Raw genomic sequence first — 25,702 nt, forward strand, 5'->3', positions numbered from 1 at the left:
ACTGAGGTGCTAAGATTCTAAGTTTTAGCACCTTTATTTTTTAGCTTAACACAAATGTCAGACTGAGCGAAGTCGAAGTCAAAACCCTTGAACCTTTGTCACTTCAAACCTAAAAAACTTAGTCCCTTAGAATCTCAGAACCTTAGAACCTTAAAAAATGCGAAAAGCCATATTCCCAGGATCGTTTGACCCTATTACATTAGGACACGAAGACATCATTAAAAGAGCCATTCCTTTATTTGATGAAATTGTAATTGCCATTGGTGTCAATGCCGAAAAAAAATACATGTTTTCATTAGAAGAAAGAAAACGTTTTATAGAAGAAACTTTCAAAGAGGAACCAAAAGTTACGGTTATTACCTATGAAGGATTAACAATTGATTTGGCTAAGAAACTAAAAGCCAATTTCATTCTAAGAGGTCTAAGAAACCCAGCCGATTTCGAATTCGAAAAAGCTATCGCGCATACCAACAGAAAACTTTCGAAAATAGAAACCGTTTTCTTGCTGACGGCCGCAAGCACCTCATTTATCAGTTCGAGCATTGTGCGCGATGTATTGCGTCATGGCGGTGAATATGAAATGCTGGTTCCAGATGCTGTTAGGGTTAAGAAATAAAATAACAAACTTGCCAGCGAAGCAAATTATAAGTAATTTCGCATTTTTAAAATAAACACCAAACAATGAGTATCGAGAGAGAATTAAGCAAACGAAGCGGGTCAAAATGTGAACTTTGCGGTAATGAAGAGAATTTAAAAGTTTATCAGGTTCTTCCAACTAGAAAAGGCGGAATTGACGAAGCTGTATTGGCCTGTAACACTTGTATTGACCAAATTGAAAATCCAGATAATGTAGATTTAAATCACTGGAGATGTCTTAATGACAGTATGTGGAACGAAAATATCCCTGTACAAGTAGTGGCTTGGAGAATGTTAAGCCGTATGCGCGCTGCAGGATGGCCACAAGAATTGCTTGATATGATGTATCTAGATGACGAAACTCTTGAATGGGCAAAAGCAACAGGAGAAGGCGAAGATGATGAAAATAAATTAGTTCACCGCGACAGTAACGGCGTAGTACTACAACACGGAGATTCTGTAGTTTTAATCAAAGATCTTAAAGTAAAAGGTTCTAGCATGGTTGCCAAACAAGGAACTGCTGTGAGAAACATTCGTTTAGACCATGAAAACGCTGAATACATTGAAGGAAAAGTAGACGGCCAGCAGATTGTGATTATTACGCAATATGTGAAGAAAATTTAATTTTTTAAGTTGCTAAGATTCTGAGACGCTAAGATTCTAAGTTTTTTTAGAATACCAACAATTTAACCGCAAAGCACACAATGATTTACGCAAAGTTCGCAAAGTTTTATTCACAAAGCTTTGCGAACTTTGCGCTTTTAAAAACCTTTAAGTAAAGAAAATTAGCTTCCGATAACCATCGGGATTACAGTAAAATTAAAGACAAAGTAAAACAAACTTGAAACCTGAAACTTGAAACTAAAAAACTAAAAAAAGCCCGCTCATAAAACTGAACGGGCTTTTGAATATATTGTTTCTAACTAGAAATTATTTCTGGAATAATTTATTGATTTGATCTTTTACGAATGGCTCAGAAACGTTGTTTGTTGCTGCGTCTCTTTCTTTTCCAGAAACCATAAATTGAACTGTAGCTTTGTCTGGAACCACATTTCCTGTGTAGTGCAACCAAATGTAGTTGTTAGGTAACTCTAATTTGATATCGTACAACGGAGAAGCTGTAAATCCTCCCATGATAATGTTGTATAAAGCGTTATAAGCATTATCAATGTTTTTGAATGAAAATTTTCTCAAAGTCGAATCGTCATCACTTTGAACGATAGTGTAATACACAGTGTATTCGTCACCAATTTTCTGAATGTAGTTGTTATTTACTTTTCCTAATTTTTCTACAGGAACCGTTTCTAGAACCTTAACCTGTGCAAACGAAACAAAAGTAAAAAACAATGCGGCAAGAGTAATAATCTTTTTCATATAGTATTTGGGGTTACAATTTTACGAACACAAAAAAACATAGAAATATTGAAAAAACACCTATCAATTCGTTATTTTTTTAACATAAAATTGTAAAACTTAGCCACGCAATCCTAAACTATTGAGATACAATAAAATAAATATCAAAAATTAAAATTCCAAATTCCAATCTTTATATCAACCTTTTGCTTCTTGCATCTTCCCTCTAATTATCTAAAATCAATATTTCCCCCTCTTCTCGTCTTCTTCTTTCTTAATAACATTACGGGCAACTTCGATTTTAAACTTCTTTCCTTTCATTTTTTCGTCTTTAATGTTTTTCAGAAGATCTTTTACTTTATTGTATTTTACTGCTGCAAACGAAACAAAATCTTTCACTTCAATTAATCCTAAATCGTCTTTTTCCAGTTTTCCTTTTTGCGAAAAGAATCCAACAATATCAAATTTATTCAGTTTGGTTTTCTTTCCTCCGCTAATGTAAATAGTTTGAAATTGTGGAGGTTTTGGCAATGAAACATTTCCTTCAACATTCAAAACATCCATTTCATAATCAATGTAGTCTAATTCCTTTTCACTTTCGTGAATGATAATATACGCCGTTCCAGTTGCTTGCATACGCGCTGTACGGCCATTGCGGTGTGTAAATTCGTCTTCTTTTAATGGAAGGTGATAATGAATAACGTGTTTCATTTCTGGAATATCCAACCCTCTAGCGGCCAAATCGGTTGTAACCAAATAGGTAACGCTTCCGTTTCTAAACTGAATCAAAGCACGTTCACGTTCTTCTTGATCCATTCCGCCATGATAATACACCGAATAGATTCCTTTTTCGTTTAATGTATCGCTAATACGTTCTGCCGCATCACGATGATTACAGAAAATAATTGCCGATTCTGACTTTAAAGAACAAATCAAATTGAATAAACTCTGCAATTTATCTTTGGCTGGCGAAATCACCATTTTCATAGAAAGATTCGCCTTCTCTTCTTCCTCCGGAATAAAATCCAAAACAACCGGATTTACAACTCGTGTATATTTTGGAATTTCGATATCTGAAGTAGCCGAAACCAAAACGCGTTTATTAACTCTGGATAATCTTCCAATGATAAAAGACATTTGTTCATGAAATCCTAATTGAAGCGATTTATCAAACTCATCTAAAATTAATGTCTGAATTTTATCAGTTCTAAAAGTTTCTCTCTCGATATGATCCGCAATTCTTCCAGGCGTTCCAATTAAAACCGCTGGCGGATTGCTTAAGTTTTTGATTTCAGTTTCTATCGAGTGTCCTCCGTAACAAATATTAACTTTGTATTGCGTTCCCATTTTCTTCCAAACCTGTTCAATTTGAAGCCCAAGTTCGCGTGATGGAACCAAAATCAAACATTGAACAGACAATACTTCTGGCTGTAACAATTCTAAAATTGGAAGTAAGAAAGCCAATGTTTTTCCAGATCCTGTTGGAGAAAGTAACAAAGTATTGTTTTCGTTTAAAATAGCATCGTGTGCCATTTCCTGCATTTCGTTGAGGTTCTGAATCCCTAAATTCGAAAGTATATCGTTGGAATGGTGTTTTTTCATGCTGCAAAAGTAGTTAAAAAAGTTGTTTCAAGTTTTTCTTGTTTCAGGTTTCAAGTCTATTTAACCGCATTCAAGTGCAAAAATTTTGTTTCACGCAGATTTTGCAGATTTAGGCAGATCAAAAAGGATTTTTATAATTAAAAGTAGAATCTGCTTAAATCTGCAAAATCTGCGTGAAACCATTAACCACAAAGCATATCAACTTGAAACTTGAAACAAATAAAACTATTATATTTGACCATCAAAAAACCAAAACCATGAAACTTTTTACAATTCTCTTTTCACTTCTCACCATAACCCTTTCTGCACAAAACAATAAAAAATACGATACCTTTTTTGAAAAAGGAAACGGAAACCAATCGGCTTCTTATCAGGAAACTATAGCTTATTGGAAGATGCTTGCCGCTGATTTTCCAACAATCCAAATGAAAGAAATGGGACTTACAGATTCTGGCGAACCTTTGCATATGATAACCTTCAATCCTGATAAGGAATTCGATTTTGATAAAATCCAGAAAACAAAAGCGGTTTTGTTTGTAAATAACGGAATCCATGCGGGAGAACCGGACGGAATCGACGCTACAATGCAGTTTTACAGAGATTTGGCAACAGGAAAAATGAAAGCGCCAAAAAATACTGTTTTGGTAACGATTCCTGTTTATAATATTGGCGGAGCTTTAAACCGAAATTCGACAACGCGCGCCAACCAAGACGGACCAGAAATTTATGGTTTTAGAGGAAATGCCAGAAACTACGATTTGAATCGCGATTTAATGAAATCGGATACTCGAAATACGAAGAGTTTTGTAGAGATTTTCCAGAAAATAAACGCTGATGTTTTCATTGATAATCATGTAAGTAACGGTTCCGATTATCAATACAAGCTGACGTACATTATGACGCAACACAACAAACTAGGAACAGTTTTGGGCGATTTTATGAATAATGAAATGATGCCAGCTTTGGTCAAAGATCTTCAGAAAAAGAAAATCGAAACCACGCCGTATGTTGATTCGTTTAAAGATACGCCAGACAAAGGCTTTGGGCAGTTTGTTGATAGTCCGCGATATACAACGGGTTATACTTCGCTTTTTAATACAATTGGTTTTGTGGTCGAAACGCACATGCTAAAAAAATATGCAGAACGTGTAAAAATGACTTACGAATACATGAAATCGACTATGGATTTTACAGATGCGAATTATCAAAAAATAAAAGATTTAAGAGTAAAAAACTTAGAGCAATATCAGCCTAAAAAATCTTATACTTTAAAATGGGAATTGGACAGCACAAAAGCAACAACTTTTTCGTTTTTAGGATATGAAGCAGGCTACAAAAAAAGCGATGCTACAACAGGAAATCGTTTGTATTACGACCGAACAAAACCTTATAAAAAAGACGTTCCGTACATCAAAGAATTTAAATCGGTTAAAGAAGTTGTGATTCCGACAGCTTATATTATTCCTAGAGGCTATTGGAATATTATTGATCTTTTGAAAAACAATAATATCTCGTTTAAACCAATTAAAAACGATACGATTATAGAAGTAGAAAGTTATAGAATTGCCGATTTTAAAACTGTTCCGTCTGCTTACGAAGGACATTATTTACATAGAAATACATCAGTAACTTCTAAAATGGTTAAAATGGCTTTCGCCAAAGGAGATTACATCGTGTCAACCAACCAAAAAGGCGTAAAATATCTTCTAGAAGCTTTTGAACCAGAAGGCGTTGATTCGTTCTTTAACTGGAATTTCTTCGATCCAATTCTACAGCAAAAAGAACATTATTCTGAATATATTTTTGAAGATACTGCTGGAAAACTTTTAAAAGAAAACCCGTCTTTAAAAGCTGAATTAGAAGCTAAAAAACAAAACGACCGCGAATTTGCTAAAAACACCCAAGCGCAATTAGATTGGATTTATAAGCATTCTGTTTATTATGAAAAGGCACATATGCAGTATCCTGTTTATCGGGTGCTTTAGCTTTTTTATTAAAAGAGCCTCAAAAAAAAAATTGAGGCTCTATTCTTCAAGTTATTAATTGTTCTGTTTTTGTTTTCGAAGTTTAAAAATATAGATTATAGTTCCAATTATTAAAACTAGCAAAACAGGAAAAAAATAACTCACCATGTAATAAGTATCGTAAATATTAATAGTAAAAAAATATTTAACAAAGTAAAAATAAACGAGCAATAAAGTAGAGATTGCTAAAAAAATAAGATAATTTCTAGTAAACATTTTCATATGTCTTGATTTAAAAAAAAAGCATTAAACATTATAAAACAATCAAATTCTTTATCTTAAAAAGCTAAACTTTGATATCCGGGTTTTGTTTTTTCACTATTGCTATGACGTAAATTGATGATATTACAAACACGGTTAAAGGGAGTAAAAAAGCATTGTGTATGTTCTGGTAATTATTCACAAGTCCTGTAACGTAAACCTGATAAACCAATAACACTACAAAACAACCTAAGAGAACTTTATAATTCCTACTTACTAAAAACAAAATAAGCAGAAAAAATACAGGAATAATTGATAACCCTTCCCAAAATATTCCAAATGCCATGCTACTGAAAAGGTCGTTCAAAAATTGGTAGAAATAAATCAGTAGTAGAGCAATGGTTGGAACCCCATTTTCTTGAAGCCCGAAGATTAATAGAAAAGAAAACATTGCGATGAATCTTGCAACTTTTAAATTTATTGACATGTTTAGTTTATTTTTCCGTGGCAAAATACACTAATAAATCAAAAAGTAAAGAAAAAACTTATAAACATAAAAATTACGGGATTCCGTAGTGAAATTTAAAATTTTCGCATTTACTTTATAATTATTTTTTTGAACCGTAAACCCGATAGCGCGGATTTGCAATCCGTGCCCGCAAAGTATATCCAATTTTGTATTTTGATATTTCTTCTCTGTGCGGGCACGGATTGCAAATCCACGCTATCGTTATACTGATTCACTGAATTAACTTGTAAAAACCGTAAATCTTCACGGATAAGAAATATTTTTAATACTAATCCTACTTTTAATTCGTATTTTCGTTTTACTTAACTTCTAACTTATATTTTATGTCATTTCAAGGATACTTAAAAACAATCAAAGAAAAAACAGGAAATGGTCCAGCTGAGTTTAGAACTTTAGCTGAACAAAAAGGATTCACTGCAAGCGGAGAATTAAAACCAGAAGTAAAAGCTGGAGATATTGTAAACTGGCTCAAAAATGATTTTAGCTTAGGGCAAGGTCATGCAATGGCAATTTATGCTTTGCTTAAAGGCATTAAAAATGAGGACAGCGAATAAAAAAGTTCTCACTAAAACAAAATGAACTTTTAAAGACGAGTGCCCGCGTGAGGGATAGAAGCAAGCTACCAAAGTAGCGCGGATAGCCCGACAGCAATAAAAAAAAGACCCAATGAACGCAAAGTTGATTGGGTCTTTTCTTTTATTGGTGGCACGTCCAAATGAATTGTTAATCTTTAATTTTTTAATTCCAAATTCCAATTTAAAAACTTTAAATATCTTTTATTTTGGAATCTGGACCCGAGCGATAAGCAATTGGAGCTGCCATTTTTTCTATTGGTTTCTTTTCTTCTTCAAATAACAATTTAATGTTTTCGTAAGAGTTTTTAAGTGCTTCTTTGATTTGTTCTGGGTTTAACCACGCTACTTTTTCGATTCCTTCTTCGACTTGTCCGTGTGGTGTTCCTTCAAAATCGGAAAACATTTCGAACCAATGCGTGATTTTAAGTTTGTATTTTCCGTTACGTTTAAAGATGTGATAGGTTTTTTGAAGTTTATTCGTAATACGAAGCTGGTTTACTCCTGTCTCCTCCTCTACCTCACGCATAGCCGTCGCTTCAATGTCTTCCCCTTTCTCGATTCCGCCTTTTGGCAGATCCCATTTTCCGTTTCTAAAGATAAACAAGACTTCGCCTTTTTTATTGTAGACAAAGCCTCCGCCCGCTTTATTCACGGGAATCTTGGCTTTTAGGGTTTTCATCATCTCACTTTCGTCGGGATGATATAGAATCGCTTTTTGAATTTTATTTTGAAAAATTTTTATAATAAGCTGTTCGATATCAATACTCTCCAACAAGAACAATTGGAAATCTGTTTCTTTCGAGATTTCATTTGTCAAAAAAAGTGGTTTGTCGTTTACAAAAACTTTATACATTTGTATTATGATTTTTAATAAAGATACTGCCGAAAAAACAGCCGAATTGCTTTTGCAAATAAATGCAATTAAATTGAATCCCGAAAATCCTTTTACATGGGCTTCTGGTTGGAAATCTCCTATTTACTGTGATAATAGGTTAATTCTTTCATTTCCGAGCATTAGAAACTATGTTCGTGATGAATTTGCCAAAAACATTGAAAAACAATTTGGAAAACCTGATGTGATTGCTGGTGTTGCTACTGGAGCCATTGGAGTTGGAATTTTGGTTGCCGAAAGTTTAGGACTTCCGTTCGTGTATGTGCGTCCAGAACCTAAAAAACACGGAAGACAAAACCAAGTGGAAGGTTTTTTACAAAGAGGACAAAATGTTGTGGTTGTAGAAGATTTAATCAGTACAGGAAAAAGCAGCTTATTGGCTGTTGAAGCTTTAAGAAACGAAGGTGCTAATGTTAAAGGTATGGCAGCCGTGTTTACTTACGGTTTTGGCGTTGCCGAAGAAAACTTCAAAGAAGCCAATGTTGATTTGTTTACCTTAAGCAACTACGAAAATCTATTAGATTTAGCAGTTCAAAAACAATACATCACAGAAGATCAGCAATCTACTCTTCAAGAATGGAGCGTAAGCCCATCGACTTGGGGACAAGAGTAAGATTTTAGATTTTAGATTTTAGATTTTAGATTTTAGATTTTAGATTTTAGATTTTAGATTTTAGATTTTAGATTTTAGATTTTAGATTTTAGATTTTAAAGTCGCTTTGCTCCTTTGGAATTTGGGATTTAAAAAATTGGAATTTTATTTAAAGTTTCAGCTTTGCGAACTTAAATAAAGTCAAAGTATATAAAAAAACCTTGCGTCCTTTGCGGTAAAAAAACATTTGCAGTAAAAAACAAAAACAAAAAAAACAATATGAACTTAGAAAGTCCAAAAGTTACAGTTCAGAAATCAGCACAAGATTTATTTGATCAACTGACTGATGTAAAGAATTTCGAAAAATTAATGCCAGACAATATCGCTAAATTTGAAGTGACTGGCGAAGACGCTTTTATTTTTGGATTGAAAGGGATGCCGGAAATCAAATTAAAAATGAAAGACAAAGTAGCTCCAAACAAAATTGTTTTGGGTGCTGCAAGTGATAAACTTCCGTTTACACTAACTTCAAACATTGACACTGTTTCTGATTCGGAAAGTGCTGTTCAATTGTTCTTTGAAGGCGAATTCAACCCTATGATGGCAATGATGGTTAAAGGCCCAATTGGTAAGTTTATCGAAACTTTAGCAAACAATATGCACAAACTTTAATAATGGTAAATTATTAATTGTGAATTATAAATTAAAATGCCCGATTATTGTCGGGCATTTTTTTTGTGCTCTCGCAAAGTTTTTTTTTTAAGATAAAACATTAATAACTTAGCGCCTTAGCGACTTTGCGAGATCAAAATAAAAACCTTAGAATCTTAGCATCTCAGAACCTTAGTTAGACGCTGCAGTACGCCTCTACAGAAAACCTTTGTCACTCTAAACCTCTGTACCTTTGCAACTCTCAATAAAGCATTTTCACTTCTTTAATCTCAAATTCTGCAACAGAATCATCTTCTAATAAAACTTGCAATTTTCCTATTGGAGAAACACCTTGAATGATTCCCATGAAATCCTGGTTGCTATTGTCTCTAAATGCTGTTGGAACCCCTTTCTTAAATAAGGAATCAAAATAATCATTCCAAAAAATCTCCGCTGAGGTATTCCAAGATTGAATTTTCTCTTTTAGTTTTTCGACAATTAAGATCGCGATTTCTTCTTTCTCAAAAGATTTTCCAGCAATTACTGCCAATGAAGAAGCATTTGGCAATTCGTCAAAATCGGTTTGATTGACATTAATTCCAATTCCGACAACTGACACGATCCTGCCATCACTTTTTAAGGTGTTTTCGATTAATATGCCAACTAATTTCTTATTGTATGACAGAATGTCGTTTGGCCATTTAATACAGATATTAGGAATATTTAATGTTTTTAAAACCTCTGCAACCGATAGAGAAACTAAGACACTCAAATTGAAAACTTCTTCATTGCTAAAGAGAAAATCTTTAACCAAAACACTCATTGTTAAGTTCTTACCAGCCTGAGTCTTCCATATCCCACCTACCTGTCCCTTTCCTTTTGTCTGATTTTCAGCTGTTACCGTTGTAAAATTCTCCAGTTCATCTTGACTTGACAAAGCTTTTAAGAAGTCATTTGTAGAATCTATGGCATCGAGTTTGATTAGTTTCATTAAATAATTTAAATATCTTAATTTAATATTTTGTTAAGGTTCAAAAATAATCACAAAATTTGGTAACTTTACAAATTCATATAAAATAATTCATGGCGAAAAAGACTATTAATAATGATGTTCTACTGGCGAACATAATCAAAGGGATTGAGGAAGTAAAAGGAAATGATATCGATATTCTTGACTTAAGAGAAATAGATACTGCTGTATGCGACTATTTTGTTATTTGCAACGGTAGCTCAAACACCCAAGTTAACGCCATCGTAAACTCAATTCAAAAAATTGTATCAAAAGACTTAAAAGATAAACCTTGGCACGTAGAAGGAACCGATAACGCTGAATGGGTTTTAATGGACTATGTACACATTGTAGTACACGTTTTCCAGAAACATATTCGCGAATATTATAACATCGAAAGCCTTTGGGGCGATGCCAAAATAACTTCAATCGAGAACAAATACTAAAGAAACTTTCATTAAATGGCTAAAGATAATAATCCAAATCCGAATAAATTTAAAATAAGTCCTTGGTTAATATACACCGCAATACTTTTAGTTTTTTTATTCATAAGTTTTGCCACAGGAGGATCAAGCTTAAGCGAACCTGCTCAATTAACTTCTTCTAAATTCAACACCTTATTAGAAAAAGGCCAAATAGATAAAGTAATTGTTTTTAACAAAGCAGAAGCTGAGGTATATTTAAATGCTGCGGCTCTTAAAGACCCAGCAAATAAAAAAGTAGCTGAAGATATTTTCAAACAGCCAAACAAAGGCCCACACTATACTTTGGAAATTGGTAACGATCAAATCTTTCAGACTAAACTGGAAAAAGCAGTTAGCGAAGGAAAACTAAAAGATTTCAACTTTCTACAAAAAAATAACTGGAGCGATATTTTAATCAGCTTACTTCCTATCATCATTATTGTTGGTGTATGGATTTTCATTATGCGTAAAATGTCTGGCGGAGGCGCTGGCGGAGGCGGACAGATTTTCAATATCGGAAAATCTAAAGCTAAATTGTTTGATGAAAAAACAGACATTAAAACAACATTTAAAGATGTTGCTGGTTTAGAAGGCGCTAAAGAAGAAATTCAGGAAATCGTTGAATTCCTTAAAAACCCAGAAAAATATACGAATCTTGGAGGTAAAATTCCAAAAGGAGCTTTATTGGTAGGGCCTCCGGGAACTGGTAAAACTTTATTGGCAAAAGCTGTTGCTGGTGAAGCGCAAGTACCATTCTTCTCTTTATCTGGCTCAGATTTCGTAGAGATGTTCGTTGGAGTTGGTGCTTCACGTGTTCGAGACTTATTTAAACAAGCGAAAGAAAAATCTCCTGCTATTATCTTCATCGACGAGATCGATGCTGTTGGTAGAGCAAGAGGTAAAAGCAATATGTCTGGCGGAAACGACGAGAGAGAAAACACTTTGAACCAATTACTAACAGAAATGGACGGTTTTGGCACAAACTCTAACGTAATTGTTTTAGCCGCAACAAACAGAGCTGACGTGCTAGACAAAGCTTTAATGCGTGCAGGACGTTTTGACAGACAAATCTTTGTTGACTTACCAGACATTCGCGAAAGAGCTGAAATCTTTAAAGTACACTTAGCTCCTATCAAAAAAGTAGAAGGTCTTGATTTAGATTTCTTAGCAAAACAAACGCCAGGTTTCTCTGGTGCTGATATTGCTAATGTTTGTAACGAAGCTGCCTTAATTGCAGCAAGAAATAACAAAGCTGCTGTTGACAGACAAGATTTCCTTGATGCTGTTGATAGAATTATTGGCGGTCTTGAAAAGAAAAACAAAATCATTACTCCAGACGAAAAAAGAGCAATCGCTATTCACGAAGCTGGTCACGCTACTGTAAGCTGGATGTTAGAACATGCTGCTCCTCTTATTAAAGTTACAATTGTTCCTCGTGGACAAAGTTTAGGTGCTGCTTGGTACTTACCAGAAGAAAGACAAATCGTAAGAACAGATCAAATGTTGGACGAAATGTGTGCTACTATGGGTGGTAGAGCTGCTGAAAAAGTAACTTTTGACAGAATTTCAACCGGAGCTTTAAGTGATTTAGAAAAAGTAACTCGTCAAGCTCGTGCTATGGTAACTATTTATGGATTGAATGACAAAATAGGGAATGTTACTTACTACGATTCAACTGGACAAAGTGAATACAATTTCTCTAAACCATATTCTGATGAGACTGCAAAAATCATTGATAAAGAAATTTCAGATTTAATCGAAGGTCAATATCAGAGAGCAATTCAGATTTTAGAAGAAAACAAAGACAAGTTAAACCAACTTGCTGATATTCTGATTGAAAAAGAAGTAATCTTTAAAGATGATTTAGAAAACATATTCGGAAAACGTACTTTTGACAAAAATTTAGAAGAAGTAGTTTCATAAATAATTACGAAAAACGTAATAAATTTTTAAAATCTTAATTCAAAAGTCCCTTTTGAATTAAGATTTTTTTATCTTTGAACGTTTTCAATTAACATGTAAAGCATTTCATATAAAAAATGAATTTTTTCAAAAAAATATTTGGCTCTAGTGAAGCCGCTTCTGACGACGAGAATGAAAGCGAATATGCTGGTACTTCTGCGCAGAACAGTCATTTATCTTTAGATGAGCAATTTATTTTCAACTTCAAAAAAAATGGAGGTAAGTTCTTGTACTGCGAAAACATGGAAGAGGTTGCCGAACAATTTGAAAACATTTTGGAAGAAAACGACTGGTTTGAAAATGAAGTTTTATGCTATGAACCTGCTCTTTTTAGTTTATTAGAAGAAAACAAATTGTTTTATATTGCACCAACCAAACCTAGATTCTTATTGGCAAGCTGTGAAAACCTTATAGCCGATGAAGGTTCTATTTTATTTTCATCAAAACAAATTAGACAAAATAAACCAAACGAATTACCTGCTAACATAGTTATTATAGCAACCACAAGCCAAATTCTTCCAATGAAAAGCGATGGATTAAGCGCTATAAAACGTAAGTACGAAAGAGACATACCTACTAATATCACTACAATAAAATATTTCGAAAAAGCGAAAGACGAAGATTTTACTCAATACGGAAGTGTTGCAAAAAACCTTTATTTACTGCTTTTAGAAGACCTTTAAGATGAACGAAACACTGAAGAGGGCCATTTCTGGTGCTGTTTATATCGCTTTATTATTAACTTCGATATTGTTTTCTACAGAAAGCTTCATTACTCTTTTTGGCGTTTTCCTGATTATTACGATATACGAATTTTCTAATATCGTAAACCTGAATAAAGTCTTTTCTATATTTTTTGGAGTCGTAATATACTCTTCTACAATTCTGGTAAGCCATTACAACAAACAAACAAGCCAGTTCTTAAACGATACATTTAATTTCAACATAAACCTTGATGTAAATATTAAACAGTTGGATTTAATTCTTCTTGCTGTTACTATAGTTGTTTCTATTAAATGCATCATATTCTTATTTTATGATTCTATCCAGAAAATAAGCACTTCGTCAAAGTATTTATATCTTCTTGGCTATATTACACTTCCATTTATTTTTATTGTAAAAATTTCTTTTGGAACAAATGATTACAATCCGAAAATCATTCTTGGATTATTTATTTTAATTTGGACCAATGATACTTTTGCTTATCTGGTTGGAAAGTCAATGGGAAAACACAAATTATTTGAACGAGTTTCTCCTAAAAAAACAATTGAAGGTTTTCTTGGCGGTGTTATTTTTGCAGCTTTTGCTGGCTTTTTGATTTCTAAACTCTATATTCAGCCTAAACCTGAATTCAGCAACACATCAATCTTAATCTGGACCATTATCGCATTAATTGTGAGCATTTTTGGAACTATTGGAGACTTAATAGAATCCAAATTTAAGCGAATTGCCGGTATTAAAGACAGCGGTTCGATAATGCCTGGTCATGGAGGTATTCTAGATCGATTAGATAGTGTTATATTTGTAGCACCAATTATATTTTTATTTTATCAAATTTTATATTATGTTTCATAAAGAGGGAGGCCCGTCCATTTTATTAGGTACTGTTTTTACTGTAGCTGTACTTTTAATTGCTGATAAATTCATTGATATTGCTTGGCTGAGAATGCTTGTGCAATTTGCAGCGCTTGTAATTTTAATTATTATTTTACAATTCTTCAGAAACCCGAAGAGAATTGCAATTAGAAACAGCGATCATATCCTAGCTCCAGTTGATGGTAAAGTGGTGGTTATCGAAGAAGTTTATGAAGGAGAATATTTTAAAGATAAACGTTTACAGGTTTCTATTTTCATGTCACCAATCAATGTACACGTAACGCGTTATGCTATGGATGGTATTATTAAATTTAGTAAATACCACCCTGGTAAATTTCTTGTTGCTTGGCACCCAAAAGCAAGTGAAGAAAATGAAAGAACTACTATAGTAATCGAAAACGAAACTTTTGGCGCTATTTTATACAGACAAATTGCTGGTGCATTGGCTCGTAGAATTGTAAACTATGCAAAAGAAGGAATGCAGGTTGTTCAAGGAACTGATGCTGGTTTCATTAAATTTGGTTCAAGAGTAGATTTATTTTTACCTTTAGGTACACCAATTAATGTTGAGTTGAATCAAAAAGCAATTGGTGGTAAAACAATTATCGCTACGAAAGCATAAATGGCCGATAAAGATTTAGACATTCGCTTTGCTAAAGCCGTAGAAGCAGCAATGACAATGACTCAGGCTTCACTGCCGCAAGATGTGCAGTTAAGACTTTATGCTTTTTACAAACAGGCGACTTTTGGAACAGCAGTTTACAATCAATCTGAGAATTTTGATTTACGAAATGCCTTTAAAACCAATGCCTGGATGCAAATAAGCCATATGTCTGTAGACGAAGCCAAAGAAAATTATATCGAAATCATCAATTCATTAACATCAAAATAAAAACATTATGAAGAAAAACGTTGTTCTTTTCAGCACTTTAGCTTCATTTTTACTATTATTTTCCTGTAAAGAAGACAAGCTGGTTGAAGTAGTTGAAGTTCCTCTTCCAACAAAAGAAGAGAAAATAACTATTGGTTCGCCAAATGATGTCAAAGCCGATCCCGGTTCTTTTGAAATGACTAAACTGCCATTTAATTATGATGGCCTTGCTCCCGACATTAGAACCTTGACCTTAGAAACACATTATTCTAAGCACTACCTATCATATACAAATGCTTTTAATAAAGAAATTGTTTCGACTGAGTTTGAAAATATGCCTATTGAAGACATTTTAAAAAAAATGCCTCTTACTAATTTAAAACTTCGTCAAAATGCAGGTGGATACTACAATCATACATTGTATTTTAATATTCTAACCCCAAAAGAACAAACTCCAAAAGATACCCTTGCAGGTTCTATTAATAAAGAATTTGGTTCTTTTAATAATTTAACGAATCAATTTAAAGCGCAGTCAGAAAAGCAATTTGGTTCTGGATGGGTTTGGCTGGTTGTAGACCGTTATGGCAAATTACAAATTACTACAACAGACAATCAGGATAATCCATTAATGAAAAATGCTTTGATTCCAGGAACTCCAATTATGGGAATTGATCTTTGGGAACACGCCTATTATTTAGATTACCAAAACCGAAAAGGCAGTTATATTGATGCTTTTTACCAGCATATAAATTGGGAAAAAGTAAACGAATATTACATTGAAGCACTCAAAAAGGTTAAAAAAGTATAAAACAAAAAAGCTGATACAATTTGTATCAGCTTTTTTTTATACCTTTTAGTACTCAAACGAAGATAATGAAAGATATTGCCAATCGTTTTACAGAAAATCCCTTATTGTCGCCGTCAGATATATCGCCCAGCAGAGAAGGTTTAGAAATTACCTGTCTGTTGAATCCAGGCGTGTTTCAGTTTCAAAATAAAACATGGCTGGCAGTACGTGTCGCAGAAAGACCAAAACAAGTTGAAAACATTATCTCGTTTCCAATCTTAACAGAAGCAGGAACAATTCAAATTATCGAAATTTTAAAAGATCATCCTGACCTTATTGCAACAGATGCTCGAGTAATTAACTATCAAGGCATTGATTATTTGACTACGCTATCGCACATTCGTTTATTATGTAGTGAAGATGGAAAACGGTTTTACGAACCTGAAGATTACCCACATTTGGTAGGTGAAGGGATATTGGAAACTTTCGGCATTGAAGATTGTCGTGTTTCTCTCATTGAAGGAAAATATTACCTCACTTTTACTTCTGTTTCTCCCAATGGCGTTGGTGTTGGCTTGCGAACTACTACTGATTGGAAAAACTTTCAAAAACACGGAATTATATTTCCGCCACACAATAAGGATTGTGCAATTTTTGAAGAAAAAATAAACGGTTTATTTTATGCTTTACACCGCCCAAGTAGTGTAGACATTGGTGGAAATTATATTTGGATTGCTTCCTCTCCAGACGGCATACATTGGGGAAATCATAAATGTATTATCAAAACCAGAAAAGAAAACTGGGACAGCAAAAGAGTTGGTGCTGGAGCTGCTCCTATAAAAACAGAATTGGGCTGGCTTGAAATTTATCACGGAGCCAATGAATTTCACCAATATTGCCTAGGTGCTTTTTTAATGGATTTAGAAGATCCCACAAAAGTGATTTCTAGAACAGAAACTCCAATTATGTTCCCAAAAACAAATTATGAGTTAAGCGGTTTCTTTGGAAATGTCGTTTTTACAAACGGTCATATTCTTGATCCTGATGGCGACACACTGACCGTATATTATGGTGCTTCAGACGAATTTGTTTGTGGAGCAACACTCTCTATAAAAGAAATTTTTTCTTTACTGAAAAAGCTCTAAAAAAAAAAAAAAAAACTTGCTTAACATTCCCTAAACAAGTTTTTTTTATAATTCCGATTTTAATATTTCAATTCTAAAATCAAAGATTCTGAAGGTTCAATTGTGATTTTAGCTTCTCCTTGCCCATTTTGCACTTTCAATACAAATGTTTTATCTTGATACAATTGCTCTTTCATTTGATATTCTCCATCTTTTAAATTCCATTTTGAAATAACATCCGCAGGAATTTTTAAATCAAATTCGCTTGTTTTTTCTGAAGAGAAATTAGCCACTACAATCAATTTTTGACTTTCAGACCAACGTGCGTAAGAATACAATAATACATCGTAACTCTCATTATTTTGACGGTTTACAGTTTGAATTTCTTCAAAACTTCCCATCAAGGCGCTGCTATTGATTGTAAAATTCAGCAAACGTTTGTAAAAATCACGCAGCTGTTTTTCAGAATCAGAAAGCTTTCCGCCATCAAATTTACCATCATTCATCCAACGTTGATGATTTGGAACTCCGATGTAATCAAAAATCGATGTTCTCGAACGTTTTCCAAAACCTGCATCTTCGTTCCCCGCCTCTCCTACTTCCTGTCCGAAATAAATCATAGTTGGCGAAGTACTTATTGTCGCTGAAACCACCATTAAAGGCTTTCCTCTTTCTGGCGTTCCCGCAAACTCTGGACTCGCCAAACGCTGTTCATCATGATTGTCTAAAAAATGAAGCATATGATGTTCAATATCCGACATGTTATTTTGGATTTTTGTTAATTCGTCTGGAGAAGATTTTCCGCGAATTACATCTTTCAGCTTATCATATGTTTCTACTTTATCATACAAATAATCCATTTTTCCTAAACGAATATAATTGCGGTATTCATTCGGATTATAAACTTCAGCCAATAAAAAAGCATTTGGATTTTTCATTTTGATAGAAGAATTCATGTAACTCCAAAATTCATACGGAACCATTTCTGCCATATCATAACGGAATCCGTCTACGCCTTTTGCTGTCCAATACAGCGCAATATCTCTAAATTTTTTCCAAGAATCTGGCACATCTTTATCTTGCCAAAAAGCAAAATGTTCTTGATAAGATTTCTGATCAAAACCAGCAGGAAGTTCTGGAAAATCTTTAGTTCCGTCTGGACGCACTCCATAATTTACTTTTACCGTCTCGTACCAATCATTTTGATCTGGTTTAATTTTGCGAGAACCATTTCCTGTCCATTTCGCAGGGTTTTCATCAAATTTTCCATCAACAAGCGCATTTTTTTCTCCATTAAAAGGAATATCTCCATCTGGAATTTCGAAATGCTGCTGTGGAATGTAATAGAAATTATTGTTTCGTTTATATTCAACCGTGATATCATCATCTGCGCCAAAATCTTTTACTCCTTCTGGATTTGATTTTCCTTCGTACTTTCTTGCGATATGATTTGGAACAATATCAATGATAACTTTCAAACCTGCATTATGAGTTCGTTTGATTAAAGCTTCAAATTCTTCTAATCGTTTTGCAGGATTTACAGCCAAATCTGGATTTACATTGTAATAATCTTTTACTGCGTAAGGAGAACCTGCACGGCCTTTTACCACTTCTGGATCATCATTTGAAATTCCGTAGGCAGTATAATCACGCACCAAAGCATGATGCGGAACTCCAGTATACCAAATATAGCTTACGCCCAAATCTTTTATTTCGTGAAGCGCTTTGTCTGTAAAATCATTAAATTTTCCAACACCATTCTCTTCAATAGTTCCCCACGGTTTATTGTTTGTATTTTTATTTCCAAAAAGGCGCGTAAAAACTTGATAAACTACAACTTTCTTTTCTGCTGTCGTTTGTTCGTTTGCTGTGCTCATTTTTATATCTTTTGTTTTACAGGCTGAAAATAGTACCGTTAATGTTATTCCGGCTGCGATTATTCTTTTACTTATCATATTTTTTTAGGCTATTCTTATCTTCTCTCTTTGGCTTCAACGCTAGAAAGCATCAAAACAATTTTCTAAAAATAGCTCATTTTTTAAAACTCCGAAAACGTTTTATTTAATTTACAATGTTTTCGGCTTAAAATACAAGCACTACAACGTGAGAGTTTAAGATTTTGTTGAAAAATTAAATGAGGCTTAAATCTGACTTTAGACTGTTGATGACTTATTATAAATTAATCCTAATATCAGCCACAGGTTCTAACCTTTTTTATAAATTTGACAAAAATTTAATCAGTTGAAGAAATCACTCTTTTTCATATTTATTTGTCTGTCTTTTTTAAGCGTTCAATTCACTTTCGCGCAAGCAAAAAAACCTGCACAATCTCCTAAAACAATTGTCATCGAGAATGCTGACTTTTCTGATGTGGATCAAGTTAATGTACCTGATGCACTTTTACTTACCGGAAATGTAAAAGTAAATCACGACGGTGTTGTGTTGACTTGCAATAAAGCTTATTTTTTTCAAAAAGAAAATTATCTAAAAGCATTCGGAAATGTACAATTAGTACAGGGAGATACTTTATTCTTAAATAGTAAATATGCAGAATATAGTGGAAATGAAAAGAAAGCTTTTGCTACAGGAAATGCGGTTTTAACTTCTCCTGATGCTACTTTACAGACTGATACTATTAATTTTGACAGAAATGTTCAAGAAGCATTTTACAACACAAAAGGTACTATCATAAACAAAGACAATACCTTGGTGAGTAAATCTGGAAGATATTATGTAAAAGAAAAGAAATTTCAGTTCCTGACAGAAGTTACCATTACAAATCCGAAATATGTGATAAAATCAAATCATTTGGATTATTATAGTAATTCTGGACACACTTATCTTCTTGGACCTTCAACTATAACGAGCAAAGCCAATTACATTTATACCGAAAAAGGCTTTTACGATACAAAGAAAAACTTAGCCCATTTTCTACGAAGATCGTATATTAAATATGACGACAGGCTTATTGAAGGAGATAGCTTGTATTATAATCGAAATATTGAATTTGCTTCAGCAACACGGAACGTAAAAATTACCGATTCGATTAACAAAGGAATTGTAAAAGGCCATTATGCAGAGCTTTACAAACTGAAAGATTCAATGTTTGTAACCAAAAGAGCTGTTGCCATCAATTTAGTTGAAAATGACTCGGTTTACATTCACGGAAAAAAATTAATGGTGACAGGAAAAGAAGGCGAGCGAATTCTGCGCGCTTTCAACAATGTTCGTTTTTATAAAACAGACATGAGCGGAAAATGCGATTCTATACATTCTGATTCCAAAAGCGCTTTGACAAAACTTATCGGAAATCCAATTCTCTGGAATGGAGACAACCAAATTACAGGAGATGTAATGCATCTAATTGGCGACAATAAAACAAGAAAAATTGACTCTTTAAAAGTGCTAAACAATTCTTTTGTCCTCTCCAAGGATACCCTCGGAACTGGTTTTAATCAAGTCAAGGGAATCAATTTGTTTGGAAAATTCCGGGATGGAAAACTGCATGATGTCGATGTCATTAAAAATACAGAAGTAATTTACTATATGCGAAATGACGCGCATGAGCTAATTGGAATCAACAAAAATGTCAGCAGTAAAATCAATATGATATTGGAAAACAATGCCATTGAGACCATTACTTTCTTCAATAAAGTTGATGGAGATATTTACCCCGAAGATGAACTTCCTGAAAATGCCAGAAAACTTCGAGGAATGAATTGGCGGGGAGATGAAAGAATAAAGTCAAAAGACGATATTTTTACCACTGAAGACAATGAACTGAATGAAAAACTGATTAAAGAAGGAAAAGAACAAGAGGAAAAAGGTAAAAACGTTCCACTGAAAATCAGGAAAGAAACCTTGAATTACGACAAGAAGAAACCAGCTGCCAAAGCGGAACCGAAGCCTAAAATTAAGTAGTTTTCAGTCGCAGTTTTCAGTCGCGGTCACAGTTTACAGTGGTTTGCAGTTGTTTAAACCGTAAAGTTAACTTAGGCTTACCATTAAAAAGTTTTCAGTCGCAGTTACAGTTTTCAGTGCTTTGCGATTGTTTAAACCACAAAGTTAGCTTAAGCGTAAAGTTAAAAAACCTAGAACCTTAGAACCTTAGTATCTTTGCCACTTTGAACCTAAAAAAGTTTTCAGTCGCGGTCGCAGTTTACAGTTAAAAACCTAGAAGCTTAGAATCTTAGTATCTCAGCAACTTAGAAGCTTAAAAAGAAATGAATCCAGATTTTATAAAATACCAAGCGCAGACTTCTCCTTATCCACTAGGAATGGAAGTTTCGCATGCCATTGGCTCTTACATATACGATACAAACGATAAAAAATACTTAGATTTTGTTGCTGGAGTTTCGGCTTGCACTTTAGGGCACCAACACCCTAGAGTTAATCAAGCCATAAAAGATCAGTTGGACAAATATTCTCATGTAATGGTTTATGGAGAATATTCTCAGAGTCCAGCCGTTCAATATTGTAAATTAATGGCTTCTTTACTCCCAGAATCTCTAAACAAAACTTATTTGGTCAATTCTGGTACAGAAGCAATTGAAGGTTCGTTAAAATTAGCCAAACGAGTTACAGGACGCAGCCAGCTTATTTCTTGCCATAATGCTTACCACGGAAACACTATGGGTTCTATGAGTGTTATGGGATTTGAGGAACGCAAACAGGCTTTTAGACCTTTGCTCCCAGACGTTGATTTTATCACTTTCAACAACGAAGAAGATTTACAAAAAATAACCACTCGCACAGCAGCAATTCTTTTAGAAACCATTCAAGGTGGCGCTGGTTTTATTCAGCCAGAAAACAACTTTCTGAAAAAAGTCCGCGAACGTTGTGATGAGGTTGGAGCTTTAATGATTGTTGATGAAATTCAGCCAGGGTTTGGAAGAACCGGAAAACTTTTTGGTTTCCAAAATTACGATGTTGTTCCAGATATTGTGGTTATGGGTAAAGGAATGGGCGGTGGAATGCCAGTTGGCGCTTTTACTGCTTCTGCCGAAAAAATGGACCTTTTAACAGAAAATCCAAAATTAGGACATATCACCACTTTTGGAGGTCACCCTGTCATTGCGTCAGCTTGTCTCGCTACTTTGCAAGAATTAACTGAAACAAATTTAATGGCAGAAACGCTAGAGAAGGAAAAACTCTTCAGATCGCTTTTGGTACATCCTTTGATTACAGAAGTTAGAGGAAAAGGATTAATGCTTGCCGCTATGACAGAATCGGCAGATATTACTAACGAAGTCATTTTAACCTGTCAAGACAGAGGACTTATTTTATTCTGGCTCTTATTTGAAGGATGCGCAATAAGAATTACACCTCCTTTGACTATTTCTGAAGACGAAATTAAAGAAGGTTGTGCGATTATTTTAGACGTGATGGACGAAATAATGAAGAAGAACAACAGCTAAAAAAAAAAATTATTTGTGCACTGTTTTTCATATCACTGACAGAAATTAAAGCTCAATTTCTATTTCAAGAAAGTCTTCTAACACAAATTAAAAAATGACAAAACCGAAGCTAATCCCTTAAGAATAAAGGAGATTTCTTCCCAAAATAGAATAAAAAACGCCATATTTTGTTAATTAAATTGTTCAAAACAATTAATTTCTTATCCTTACAGCGATTATATGGTTGCCTAAATTTATAACAGGCTAATTTCAAATATACGAAGTATGCAATTAAGCAACGAAGAAGAAGATTATAACCTATCCCTATCCAAATTTGAGTCGATGTTAAAAACCAACAAAGTACTCTTTTTTGATTCTGAAGAATTCGAAGAAATAATTCTTCATTATTTAGACATAGGCAAGGCTAATTTAGCAAAAAAGGCCTTGAAGCTTGCATTAGACCAGCATCCAAAATCTACAGGCTTAAAATTAGTACAAGTAGAAATGCTAGTTTATGACGACAAACTCGACATCGCTGAAAAGCTTTTGAATGAGTTATACGCAATTGAACCTAACAACGAGGAAATCTACATCCAGAAAGCCAATATTTGTTCCAAAAGAGATCAGCACGAAAAAGCAGTTGAACTGTTAAAAATTGCTCTTCAATATACTGACGATTATGCTGATGTGTATAATTTGATTGGAATGGAATATCTTTTTATGGATAATCTCGAGCTGGCAAAGGACAGTTTTATCAAATGTCTTGAAGAAGACTTAGAAGATCAATCTGCTCTATACAACGTAGTGTATTGTTTTGAATTTTTAGACCAAAATCAAGAAGCTATTGTATATCTTAACGAATATATCAACAGAAATCCGTACAGCGAAATTGCGTGGCATCAGCTTGGGCGTCTTCATTATGGCGTAAAAGAATATGAAGAAGCTATTCGTGCTTTTGATTATGCAACGCTAATTGATGATGAATTTTTAGGCGCTTTTATGGAAAAAGCAAAAGCTTACGAGCGCCTTAAAAAATATAATGAAGCAATTGAAAGCTATAACAGAACCATCGAATTGGACGATGCGACTTCGTACGCCCTTCTTCGAATTGGAAAATGTTATGAAAAACTTGGAAATTTAGCGAAAGCGATTCAATATTATAACCAAACTGTTCATGAAGATCCGCTTTTAGATAAAGGCTGGATTGCGATTACAGATTTTCACCTTCGCCAAAAAAACTATCAAAAAGCATTATTTTTTGTAAATAAAGCTTTGGCGATTGACAATCAGAATCGTTTGTATTGGAAAAGATATGCCACAATCAACAAACAAATGAATTTCTTTGAAGAAGCCGAATTTGGTTTTAGAAAAGCAGTTGAATTTGGAGATTACGCACTAGACACTTGGTTATATTGGGTTGATATTCTTCAGTTTTTAGGAGAATTTGAAACGGCTATTCAAACTTTATTGCAAGCTTCAGAATATTTCCCTGAAGAAAATGAAATCGAATACCGTTTAGCGGGATTGTATTTTATGATTCAAGACAACACAAAAGCTAAATTTCATTTAAGCAATGGTTTACGTTTGAACTTTGATAACTATATCTTGATAGAAGATTTGTTTCCGGTGGTTTGGACAAAAAAAACAGTTAAAAATTATATAGAAAAACATCGTAAATAAGAATGGTTGATATTTTATTAAGAAGACGTTTTGGATTATTAGGACGCAACATAAGCTACTCTTTTTCAAAAGGTTATTTTACAGAGAAATTTAATAATGAAGTTTTTGCTGGTAACAGCTATGAGAATTTTGACATTTCTGAGATTAATTACTTCACAGAATTAATTAAGAACAATCCTGATTTAAAAGGATTAAATGTTACCATTCCGTACAAAGAACAAGTTATTCCTTTCTTGGATAAATTATCAAAAAAAGCCGCTCTAATTGGCGCTGTCAATACAATTAAATTTACTAAAAGCGGTAAATTAAAAGGCTACAACACCGATTATTACGGATTCAAAAAGTCCTTAAAACCTTTATTAGAGCCACACCATAAAAAAGCCCTTATTCTAGGAACTGGCGGAGCTTCTAAAGGTGTTGCCTTTGCTTTAGACGAATTGGATATTCCGTACACTTTTGTTTCTAGAGAAGCAAAAGAAAACATTATTGATTATGACTTGATCAATGCGACTACTTTTGATAATTTTCAAATCATAATCAATTGTACGCCAGTAGGAACTAGTCCAAACATTGATGCTTGTCCAAATTTACCATACGAGTTTTTCACAGAAAAGCATATTGCTTACGATTTAATCTATAATCCTGCAGAAACTACTTTCCTGCGAAAAGCAAAAGAAAAAGGTGCTGTTATTAAAAATGGGCACGATATGCTTATTTTCCAAGCCGAAAAAGCATGGAAAATCTGGAACAAATAAAAAAATAAAATGTTAAAGTAATTTTTGTAAATTAGTCTACTCATTTGCAGACATTTATGAAAAAACAACTACTTTACTTTAGCATTTTTTTTCTTATTACATTTCTTGCAACAGCACAAGATGAAGATATAGACAGAAGCAATAGTCCCTTTGCAGAACCGCGATACCACTATTTTCTGCAGACTATTCTTTTATACAACGAGTATTTAGATACCAAAAACGGCTCGTTTAACACTACAAATTTGCGTGTTTTACAGCCTATAGGCAACAAAGCCTGGAATCTGAGATTTGATTTGCCTCTAATTTCAACCAACTCTAATTCTATCAATCAAACGGGACTTGGCGATGTGGGTGCCGGACTTAGTTTTATCCCCTATTTTAAAAAAAATAACGGAATTGGTCTTAGAACCCGTGTTATTTCAAATTCTGCTGCTGATCCAAGTTTTGGCACTGGAAAATGGGTCGTTATCCCTGCTGGAATTTTTGCAAAATACTTCAATCAAAAGAAATTTTTATGGATTGCAACGCTTGAACATTCCCAAAGTTTTGCAGGATCAAGCAACCGAAGCGATGTAAGTGTAACCCTATTAGAAAACAACTTATTATGGTTTTTTGGCAAAAATTGGATTGCTACAGACGTAGCTTTTAGATACAACTACGTTCTAGATAGCTTTCAGAATAACGCTTTTATGGAATTTGGCCGAAAAATCACCCCAACAAATTTAGTTTATGTACACCCCAGCGTAGCTTTTGGCGGCGAAAAATCATATAATTTTGGTATGGAAGTCGGTCTGCTGATTCTGTTTTGATTTAGGATAAACTACTAATTCAACAACACTTTCTTATAATTCCATTTCTTTTTCATTAAAAAATAGCAAAAAAAATTATTTCCATCTTATCAATCAAAATAGCAAAAATTAATATATCATACTGCCAAACTAACTTAAACAATAAGAATTTCATCGCAAATTAGTGTATAAACAAACGATTTATTTTGTAGTTA

General features: G+C 33.8%; 24 protein-coding genes. 19 read left to right on the top strand and 5 right to left on the bottom strand.

Annotated features, from left to right (window positions below):
- Positions 1–157: 157 nt before the first annotated feature.
- Positions 158–616, top strand: a complete 459-nt coding sequence (coaD, locus tag RB618_RS08435; protein WP_308068351.1) for a pantetheine-phosphate adenylyltransferase — start codon at positions 158–160, stop codon at positions 614–616.
- Between the two features lie 65 nt (positions 617–681).
- Entirely contained in the window at positions 682–1,260 is a 579-nt protein-coding gene (locus RB618_RS08440) for an alkylphosphonate utilization protein (RefSeq protein ID WP_111424247.1), read from the top strand.
- A gap of 306 nt (positions 1,261–1,566) precedes the next feature.
- Here RB618_RS08440 and RB618_RS08445 read toward each other — a convergent pair whose 3' ends face one another.
- Positions 1,567–2,010 carry a hypothetical protein gene (locus tag RB618_RS08445; protein WP_308068352.1) on the bottom strand — a complete coding sequence of 148 codons (444 nt, stop codon included), beginning with the start codon at positions 2,008–2,010 and terminating at the stop codon, positions 1,567–1,569.
- 219 nt (positions 2,011–2,229) lie between these two features.
- Positions 2,230–3,591, bottom strand: coding sequence for a DEAD/DEAH box helicase (locus RB618_RS08450; RefSeq protein ID WP_308068353.1), 1,362 nt, complete (start codon positions 3,589–3,591; stop codon positions 2,230–2,232).
- Between the two features lie 257 nt (positions 3,592–3,848).
- Between RB618_RS08450 and RB618_RS08455 the strand changes: the two genes are divergently transcribed.
- Positions 3,849–5,576 (top strand): M14 family metallopeptidase, encoded by a 1,728-nt coding sequence (locus RB618_RS08455; protein ID WP_308068354.1) that lies wholly within the window; start codon positions 3,849–3,851, stop codon positions 5,574–5,576.
- Positions 5,577–6,668: 1,092 nt separating this feature from the next.
- Positions 6,669–6,899, top strand: coding sequence for a DUF4287 domain-containing protein (locus RB618_RS08460; protein WP_308068355.1), 231 nt, complete (start codon positions 6,669–6,671; stop codon positions 6,897–6,899).
- A 211-nt stretch (positions 6,900–7,110) separates the two neighbouring features.
- Here the strand turns inward: RB618_RS08460 and RB618_RS08465 are convergent, their stop codons facing one another.
- On the bottom strand, positions 7,111–7,773 hold the full coding sequence (locus tag RB618_RS08465; protein WP_308068356.1) for an NUDIX domain-containing protein: 663 nt from the start codon (positions 7,771–7,773) through the stop codon (positions 7,111–7,113).
- A 7-nt stretch (positions 7,774–7,780) separates the two neighbouring features.
- Between RB618_RS08465 and pyrE the strand changes: the two genes are divergently transcribed.
- Both pyrE and RB618_RS08475 read left to right on the top strand, forming a co-directional pair.
- Complete coding sequence (gene pyrE / locus RB618_RS08470; protein ID WP_308068357.1) at positions 7,781–8,425, top strand: orotate phosphoribosyltransferase; 645 nt, start codon at positions 7,781–7,783, stop codon at positions 8,423–8,425.
- A gap of 258 nt (positions 8,426–8,683) precedes the next feature.
- Complete coding sequence (locus tag RB618_RS08475) at positions 8,684–9,076, top strand: SRPBCC family protein (protein WP_308068358.1); 393 nt, start codon at positions 8,684–8,686, stop codon at positions 9,074–9,076.
- A 241-nt stretch (positions 9,077–9,317) separates the two neighbouring features.
- Here the strand turns inward: RB618_RS08475 and RB618_RS08480 are convergent, their stop codons facing one another.
- Positions 9,318–10,046 (bottom strand): biotin--[acetyl-CoA-carboxylase] ligase, encoded by a 729-nt coding sequence (locus RB618_RS08480; RefSeq protein ID WP_308068359.1) that lies wholly within the window; start codon positions 10,044–10,046, stop codon positions 9,318–9,320.
- 92 nt (positions 10,047–10,138) lie between these two features.
- On the opposite strand from RB618_RS08480, the gene rsfS reads away from it, so the two are divergent.
- The 8 genes from rsfS (at position 10,139) to RB618_RS08520 (ending at position 16,889) form a co-directional block, all read left to right on the top strand.
- Positions 10,139–10,510, top strand: a complete 372-nt coding sequence (gene rsfS, locus RB618_RS08485; protein ID WP_095930844.1) for a ribosome silencing factor — start codon at positions 10,139–10,141, stop codon at positions 10,508–10,510.
- A gap of 15 nt (positions 10,511–10,525) precedes the next feature.
- Complete coding sequence (gene ftsH, locus RB618_RS08490) at positions 10,526–12,451, top strand: ATP-dependent zinc metalloprotease FtsH (protein ID WP_308068360.1); 1,926 nt, start codon at positions 10,526–10,528, stop codon at positions 12,449–12,451.
- A 116-nt stretch (positions 12,452–12,567) separates the two neighbouring features.
- Positions 12,568–13,173 (top strand): lactate utilization protein B/C, encoded by a 606-nt coding sequence (locus RB618_RS08495; RefSeq protein ID WP_308068361.1) that lies wholly within the window; start codon positions 12,568–12,570, stop codon positions 13,171–13,173.
- Between the two features lies 1 nt (position 13,174).
- Positions 13,175–14,065, top strand: a complete 891-nt coding sequence (locus tag RB618_RS08500) for a phosphatidate cytidylyltransferase (RefSeq protein ID WP_308068362.1) — start codon at positions 13,175–13,177, stop codon at positions 14,063–14,065.
- Positions 14,055–14,708: a phosphatidylserine decarboxylase family protein gene (locus tag RB618_RS08505; RefSeq protein WP_308068363.1), complete on the top strand. Its 654-nt coding sequence runs from the start codon at positions 14,055–14,057 to the stop codon at positions 14,706–14,708. The genes RB618_RS08500 and RB618_RS08505 overlap by 11 nt, the downstream gene beginning before the upstream one ends.
- A complete protein-coding gene (locus RB618_RS08510; RefSeq protein ID WP_177210095.1) occupies positions 14,709–14,978 on the top strand; it encodes an acyl-CoA-binding protein in 270 nt (89 codons plus the stop codon).
- A 7-nt stretch (positions 14,979–14,985) separates the two neighbouring features.
- Positions 14,986–15,765 (top strand): superoxide dismutase, encoded by a 780-nt coding sequence (locus RB618_RS08515; protein ID WP_308068364.1) that lies wholly within the window; start codon positions 14,986–14,988, stop codon positions 15,763–15,765.
- Between the two features lie 65 nt (positions 15,766–15,830).
- Positions 15,831–16,889 (top strand): glycoside hydrolase family 130 protein, encoded by a 1,059-nt coding sequence (locus RB618_RS08520; RefSeq protein WP_308068365.1) that lies wholly within the window; start codon positions 15,831–15,833, stop codon positions 16,887–16,889.
- Positions 16,890–16,948: 59 nt separating this feature from the next.
- On the opposite strand, the gene RB618_RS08525 is transcribed toward RB618_RS08520, so the two are convergent.
- Complete coding sequence (locus RB618_RS08525; protein WP_308068366.1) at positions 16,949–18,823, bottom strand: alpha-amylase family protein; 1,875 nt, start codon at positions 18,821–18,823, stop codon at positions 16,949–16,951.
- A 319-nt stretch (positions 18,824–19,142) separates the two neighbouring features.
- Between RB618_RS08525 and RB618_RS08530 the strand changes: the two genes are divergently transcribed.
- The 5 genes from RB618_RS08530 (at position 19,143) to RB618_RS08550 (ending at position 25,508) form a co-directional block, all read left to right on the top strand.
- On the top strand, positions 19,143–20,789 hold the full coding sequence (locus RB618_RS08530; RefSeq protein ID WP_374121112.1) for an OstA-like protein: 1,647 nt from the start codon (positions 19,143–19,145) through the stop codon (positions 20,787–20,789).
- A 302-nt stretch (positions 20,790–21,091) separates the two neighbouring features.
- Positions 21,092–22,285, top strand: coding sequence for an aspartate aminotransferase family protein (locus RB618_RS08535; RefSeq protein ID WP_308068368.1), 1,194 nt, complete (start codon positions 21,092–21,094; stop codon positions 22,283–22,285).
- A 264-nt stretch (positions 22,286–22,549) separates the two neighbouring features.
- Positions 22,550–23,944 carry a tetratricopeptide repeat protein gene (locus RB618_RS08540; protein WP_308068369.1) on the top strand — a complete coding sequence of 465 codons (1,395 nt, stop codon included), beginning with the start codon at positions 22,550–22,552 and terminating at the stop codon, positions 23,942–23,944.
- Between the two features lie 2 nt (positions 23,945–23,946).
- Positions 23,947–24,699, top strand: coding sequence for a shikimate dehydrogenase (aroE, locus tag RB618_RS08545; RefSeq protein ID WP_308068370.1), 753 nt, complete (start codon positions 23,947–23,949; stop codon positions 24,697–24,699).
- A gap of 56 nt (positions 24,700–24,755) precedes the next feature.
- Positions 24,756–25,508 (top strand): lipid A phosphoethanolamine transferase, encoded by a 753-nt coding sequence (locus tag RB618_RS08550; RefSeq protein ID WP_308068371.1) that lies wholly within the window; start codon positions 24,756–24,758, stop codon positions 25,506–25,508.
- Positions 25,509–25,702 lie beyond the last annotated feature (194 nt).

Source organism: Flavobacterium sp. LHD-85 (assembly GCF_030929595.1).
Classification (GTDB): domain Bacteria; phylum Bacteroidota; class Bacteroidia; order Flavobacteriales; family Flavobacteriaceae; genus Flavobacterium.

Coding starts and splice junctions, on each gene's coding strand:
- coaD (WP_308068351.1), top strand. CDS start 158: ATGCGAAAAGCCATATTCCCAGGATCGTTTGACCCTATTACATTAGGA.
- RB618_RS08440 (WP_111424247.1), top strand. CDS start 682: ATGAGTATCGAGAGAGAATTAAGCAAACGAAGCGGGTCAAAATGTGAA.
- RB618_RS08445 (WP_308068352.1), bottom strand. CDS start 2,010: ATGAAAAAGATTATTACTCTTGCCGCATTGTTTTTTACTTTTGTTTCG.
- RB618_RS08450 (WP_308068353.1), bottom strand. CDS start 3,591: ATGAAAAAACACCATTCCAACGATATACTTTCGAATTTAGGGATTCAG.
- RB618_RS08455 (WP_308068354.1), top strand. CDS start 3,849: ATGAAACTTTTTACAATTCTCTTTTCACTTCTCACCATAACCCTTTCT.
- RB618_RS08460 (WP_308068355.1), top strand. CDS start 6,669: ATGTCATTTCAAGGATACTTAAAAACAATCAAAGAAAAAACAGGAAAT.
- RB618_RS08465 (WP_308068356.1), bottom strand. CDS start 7,773: ATGTATAAAGTTTTTGTAAACGACAAACCACTTTTTTTGACAAATGAA.
- pyrE (WP_308068357.1), top strand. CDS start 7,781: ATGATTTTTAATAAAGATACTGCCGAAAAAACAGCCGAATTGCTTTTG.
- RB618_RS08475 (WP_308068358.1), top strand. CDS start 8,684: ATGAACTTAGAAAGTCCAAAAGTTACAGTTCAGAAATCAGCACAAGAT.
- RB618_RS08480 (WP_308068359.1), bottom strand. CDS start 10,046: ATGAAACTAATCAAACTCGATGCCATAGATTCTACAAATGACTTCTTA.
- rsfS (WP_095930844.1), top strand. CDS start 10,139: ATGGCGAAAAAGACTATTAATAATGATGTTCTACTGGCGAACATAATC.
- ftsH (WP_308068360.1), top strand. CDS start 10,526: ATGGCTAAAGATAATAATCCAAATCCGAATAAATTTAAAATAAGTCCT.
- RB618_RS08495 (WP_308068361.1), top strand. CDS start 12,568: ATGAATTTTTTCAAAAAAATATTTGGCTCTAGTGAAGCCGCTTCTGAC.
- RB618_RS08500 (WP_308068362.1), top strand. CDS start 13,175: ATGAACGAAACACTGAAGAGGGCCATTTCTGGTGCTGTTTATATCGCT.
- RB618_RS08505 (WP_308068363.1), top strand. CDS start 14,055: ATGTTTCATAAAGAGGGAGGCCCGTCCATTTTATTAGGTACTGTTTTT.
- RB618_RS08510 (WP_177210095.1), top strand. CDS start 14,709: ATGGCCGATAAAGATTTAGACATTCGCTTTGCTAAAGCCGTAGAAGCA.
- RB618_RS08515 (WP_308068364.1), top strand. CDS start 14,986: ATGAAGAAAAACGTTGTTCTTTTCAGCACTTTAGCTTCATTTTTACTA.
- RB618_RS08520 (WP_308068365.1), top strand. CDS start 15,831: ATGAAAGATATTGCCAATCGTTTTACAGAAAATCCCTTATTGTCGCCG.
- RB618_RS08525 (WP_308068366.1), bottom strand. CDS start 18,823: ATGATAAGTAAAAGAATAATCGCAGCCGGAATAACATTAACGGTACTA.
- RB618_RS08535 (WP_308068368.1), top strand. CDS start 21,092: ATGAATCCAGATTTTATAAAATACCAAGCGCAGACTTCTCCTTATCCA.
- RB618_RS08540 (WP_308068369.1), top strand. CDS start 22,550: ATGCAATTAAGCAACGAAGAAGAAGATTATAACCTATCCCTATCCAAA.
- aroE (WP_308068370.1), top strand. CDS start 23,947: ATGGTTGATATTTTATTAAGAAGACGTTTTGGATTATTAGGACGCAAC.
- RB618_RS08550 (WP_308068371.1), top strand. CDS start 24,756: ATGAAAAAACAACTACTTTACTTTAGCATTTTTTTTCTTATTACATTT.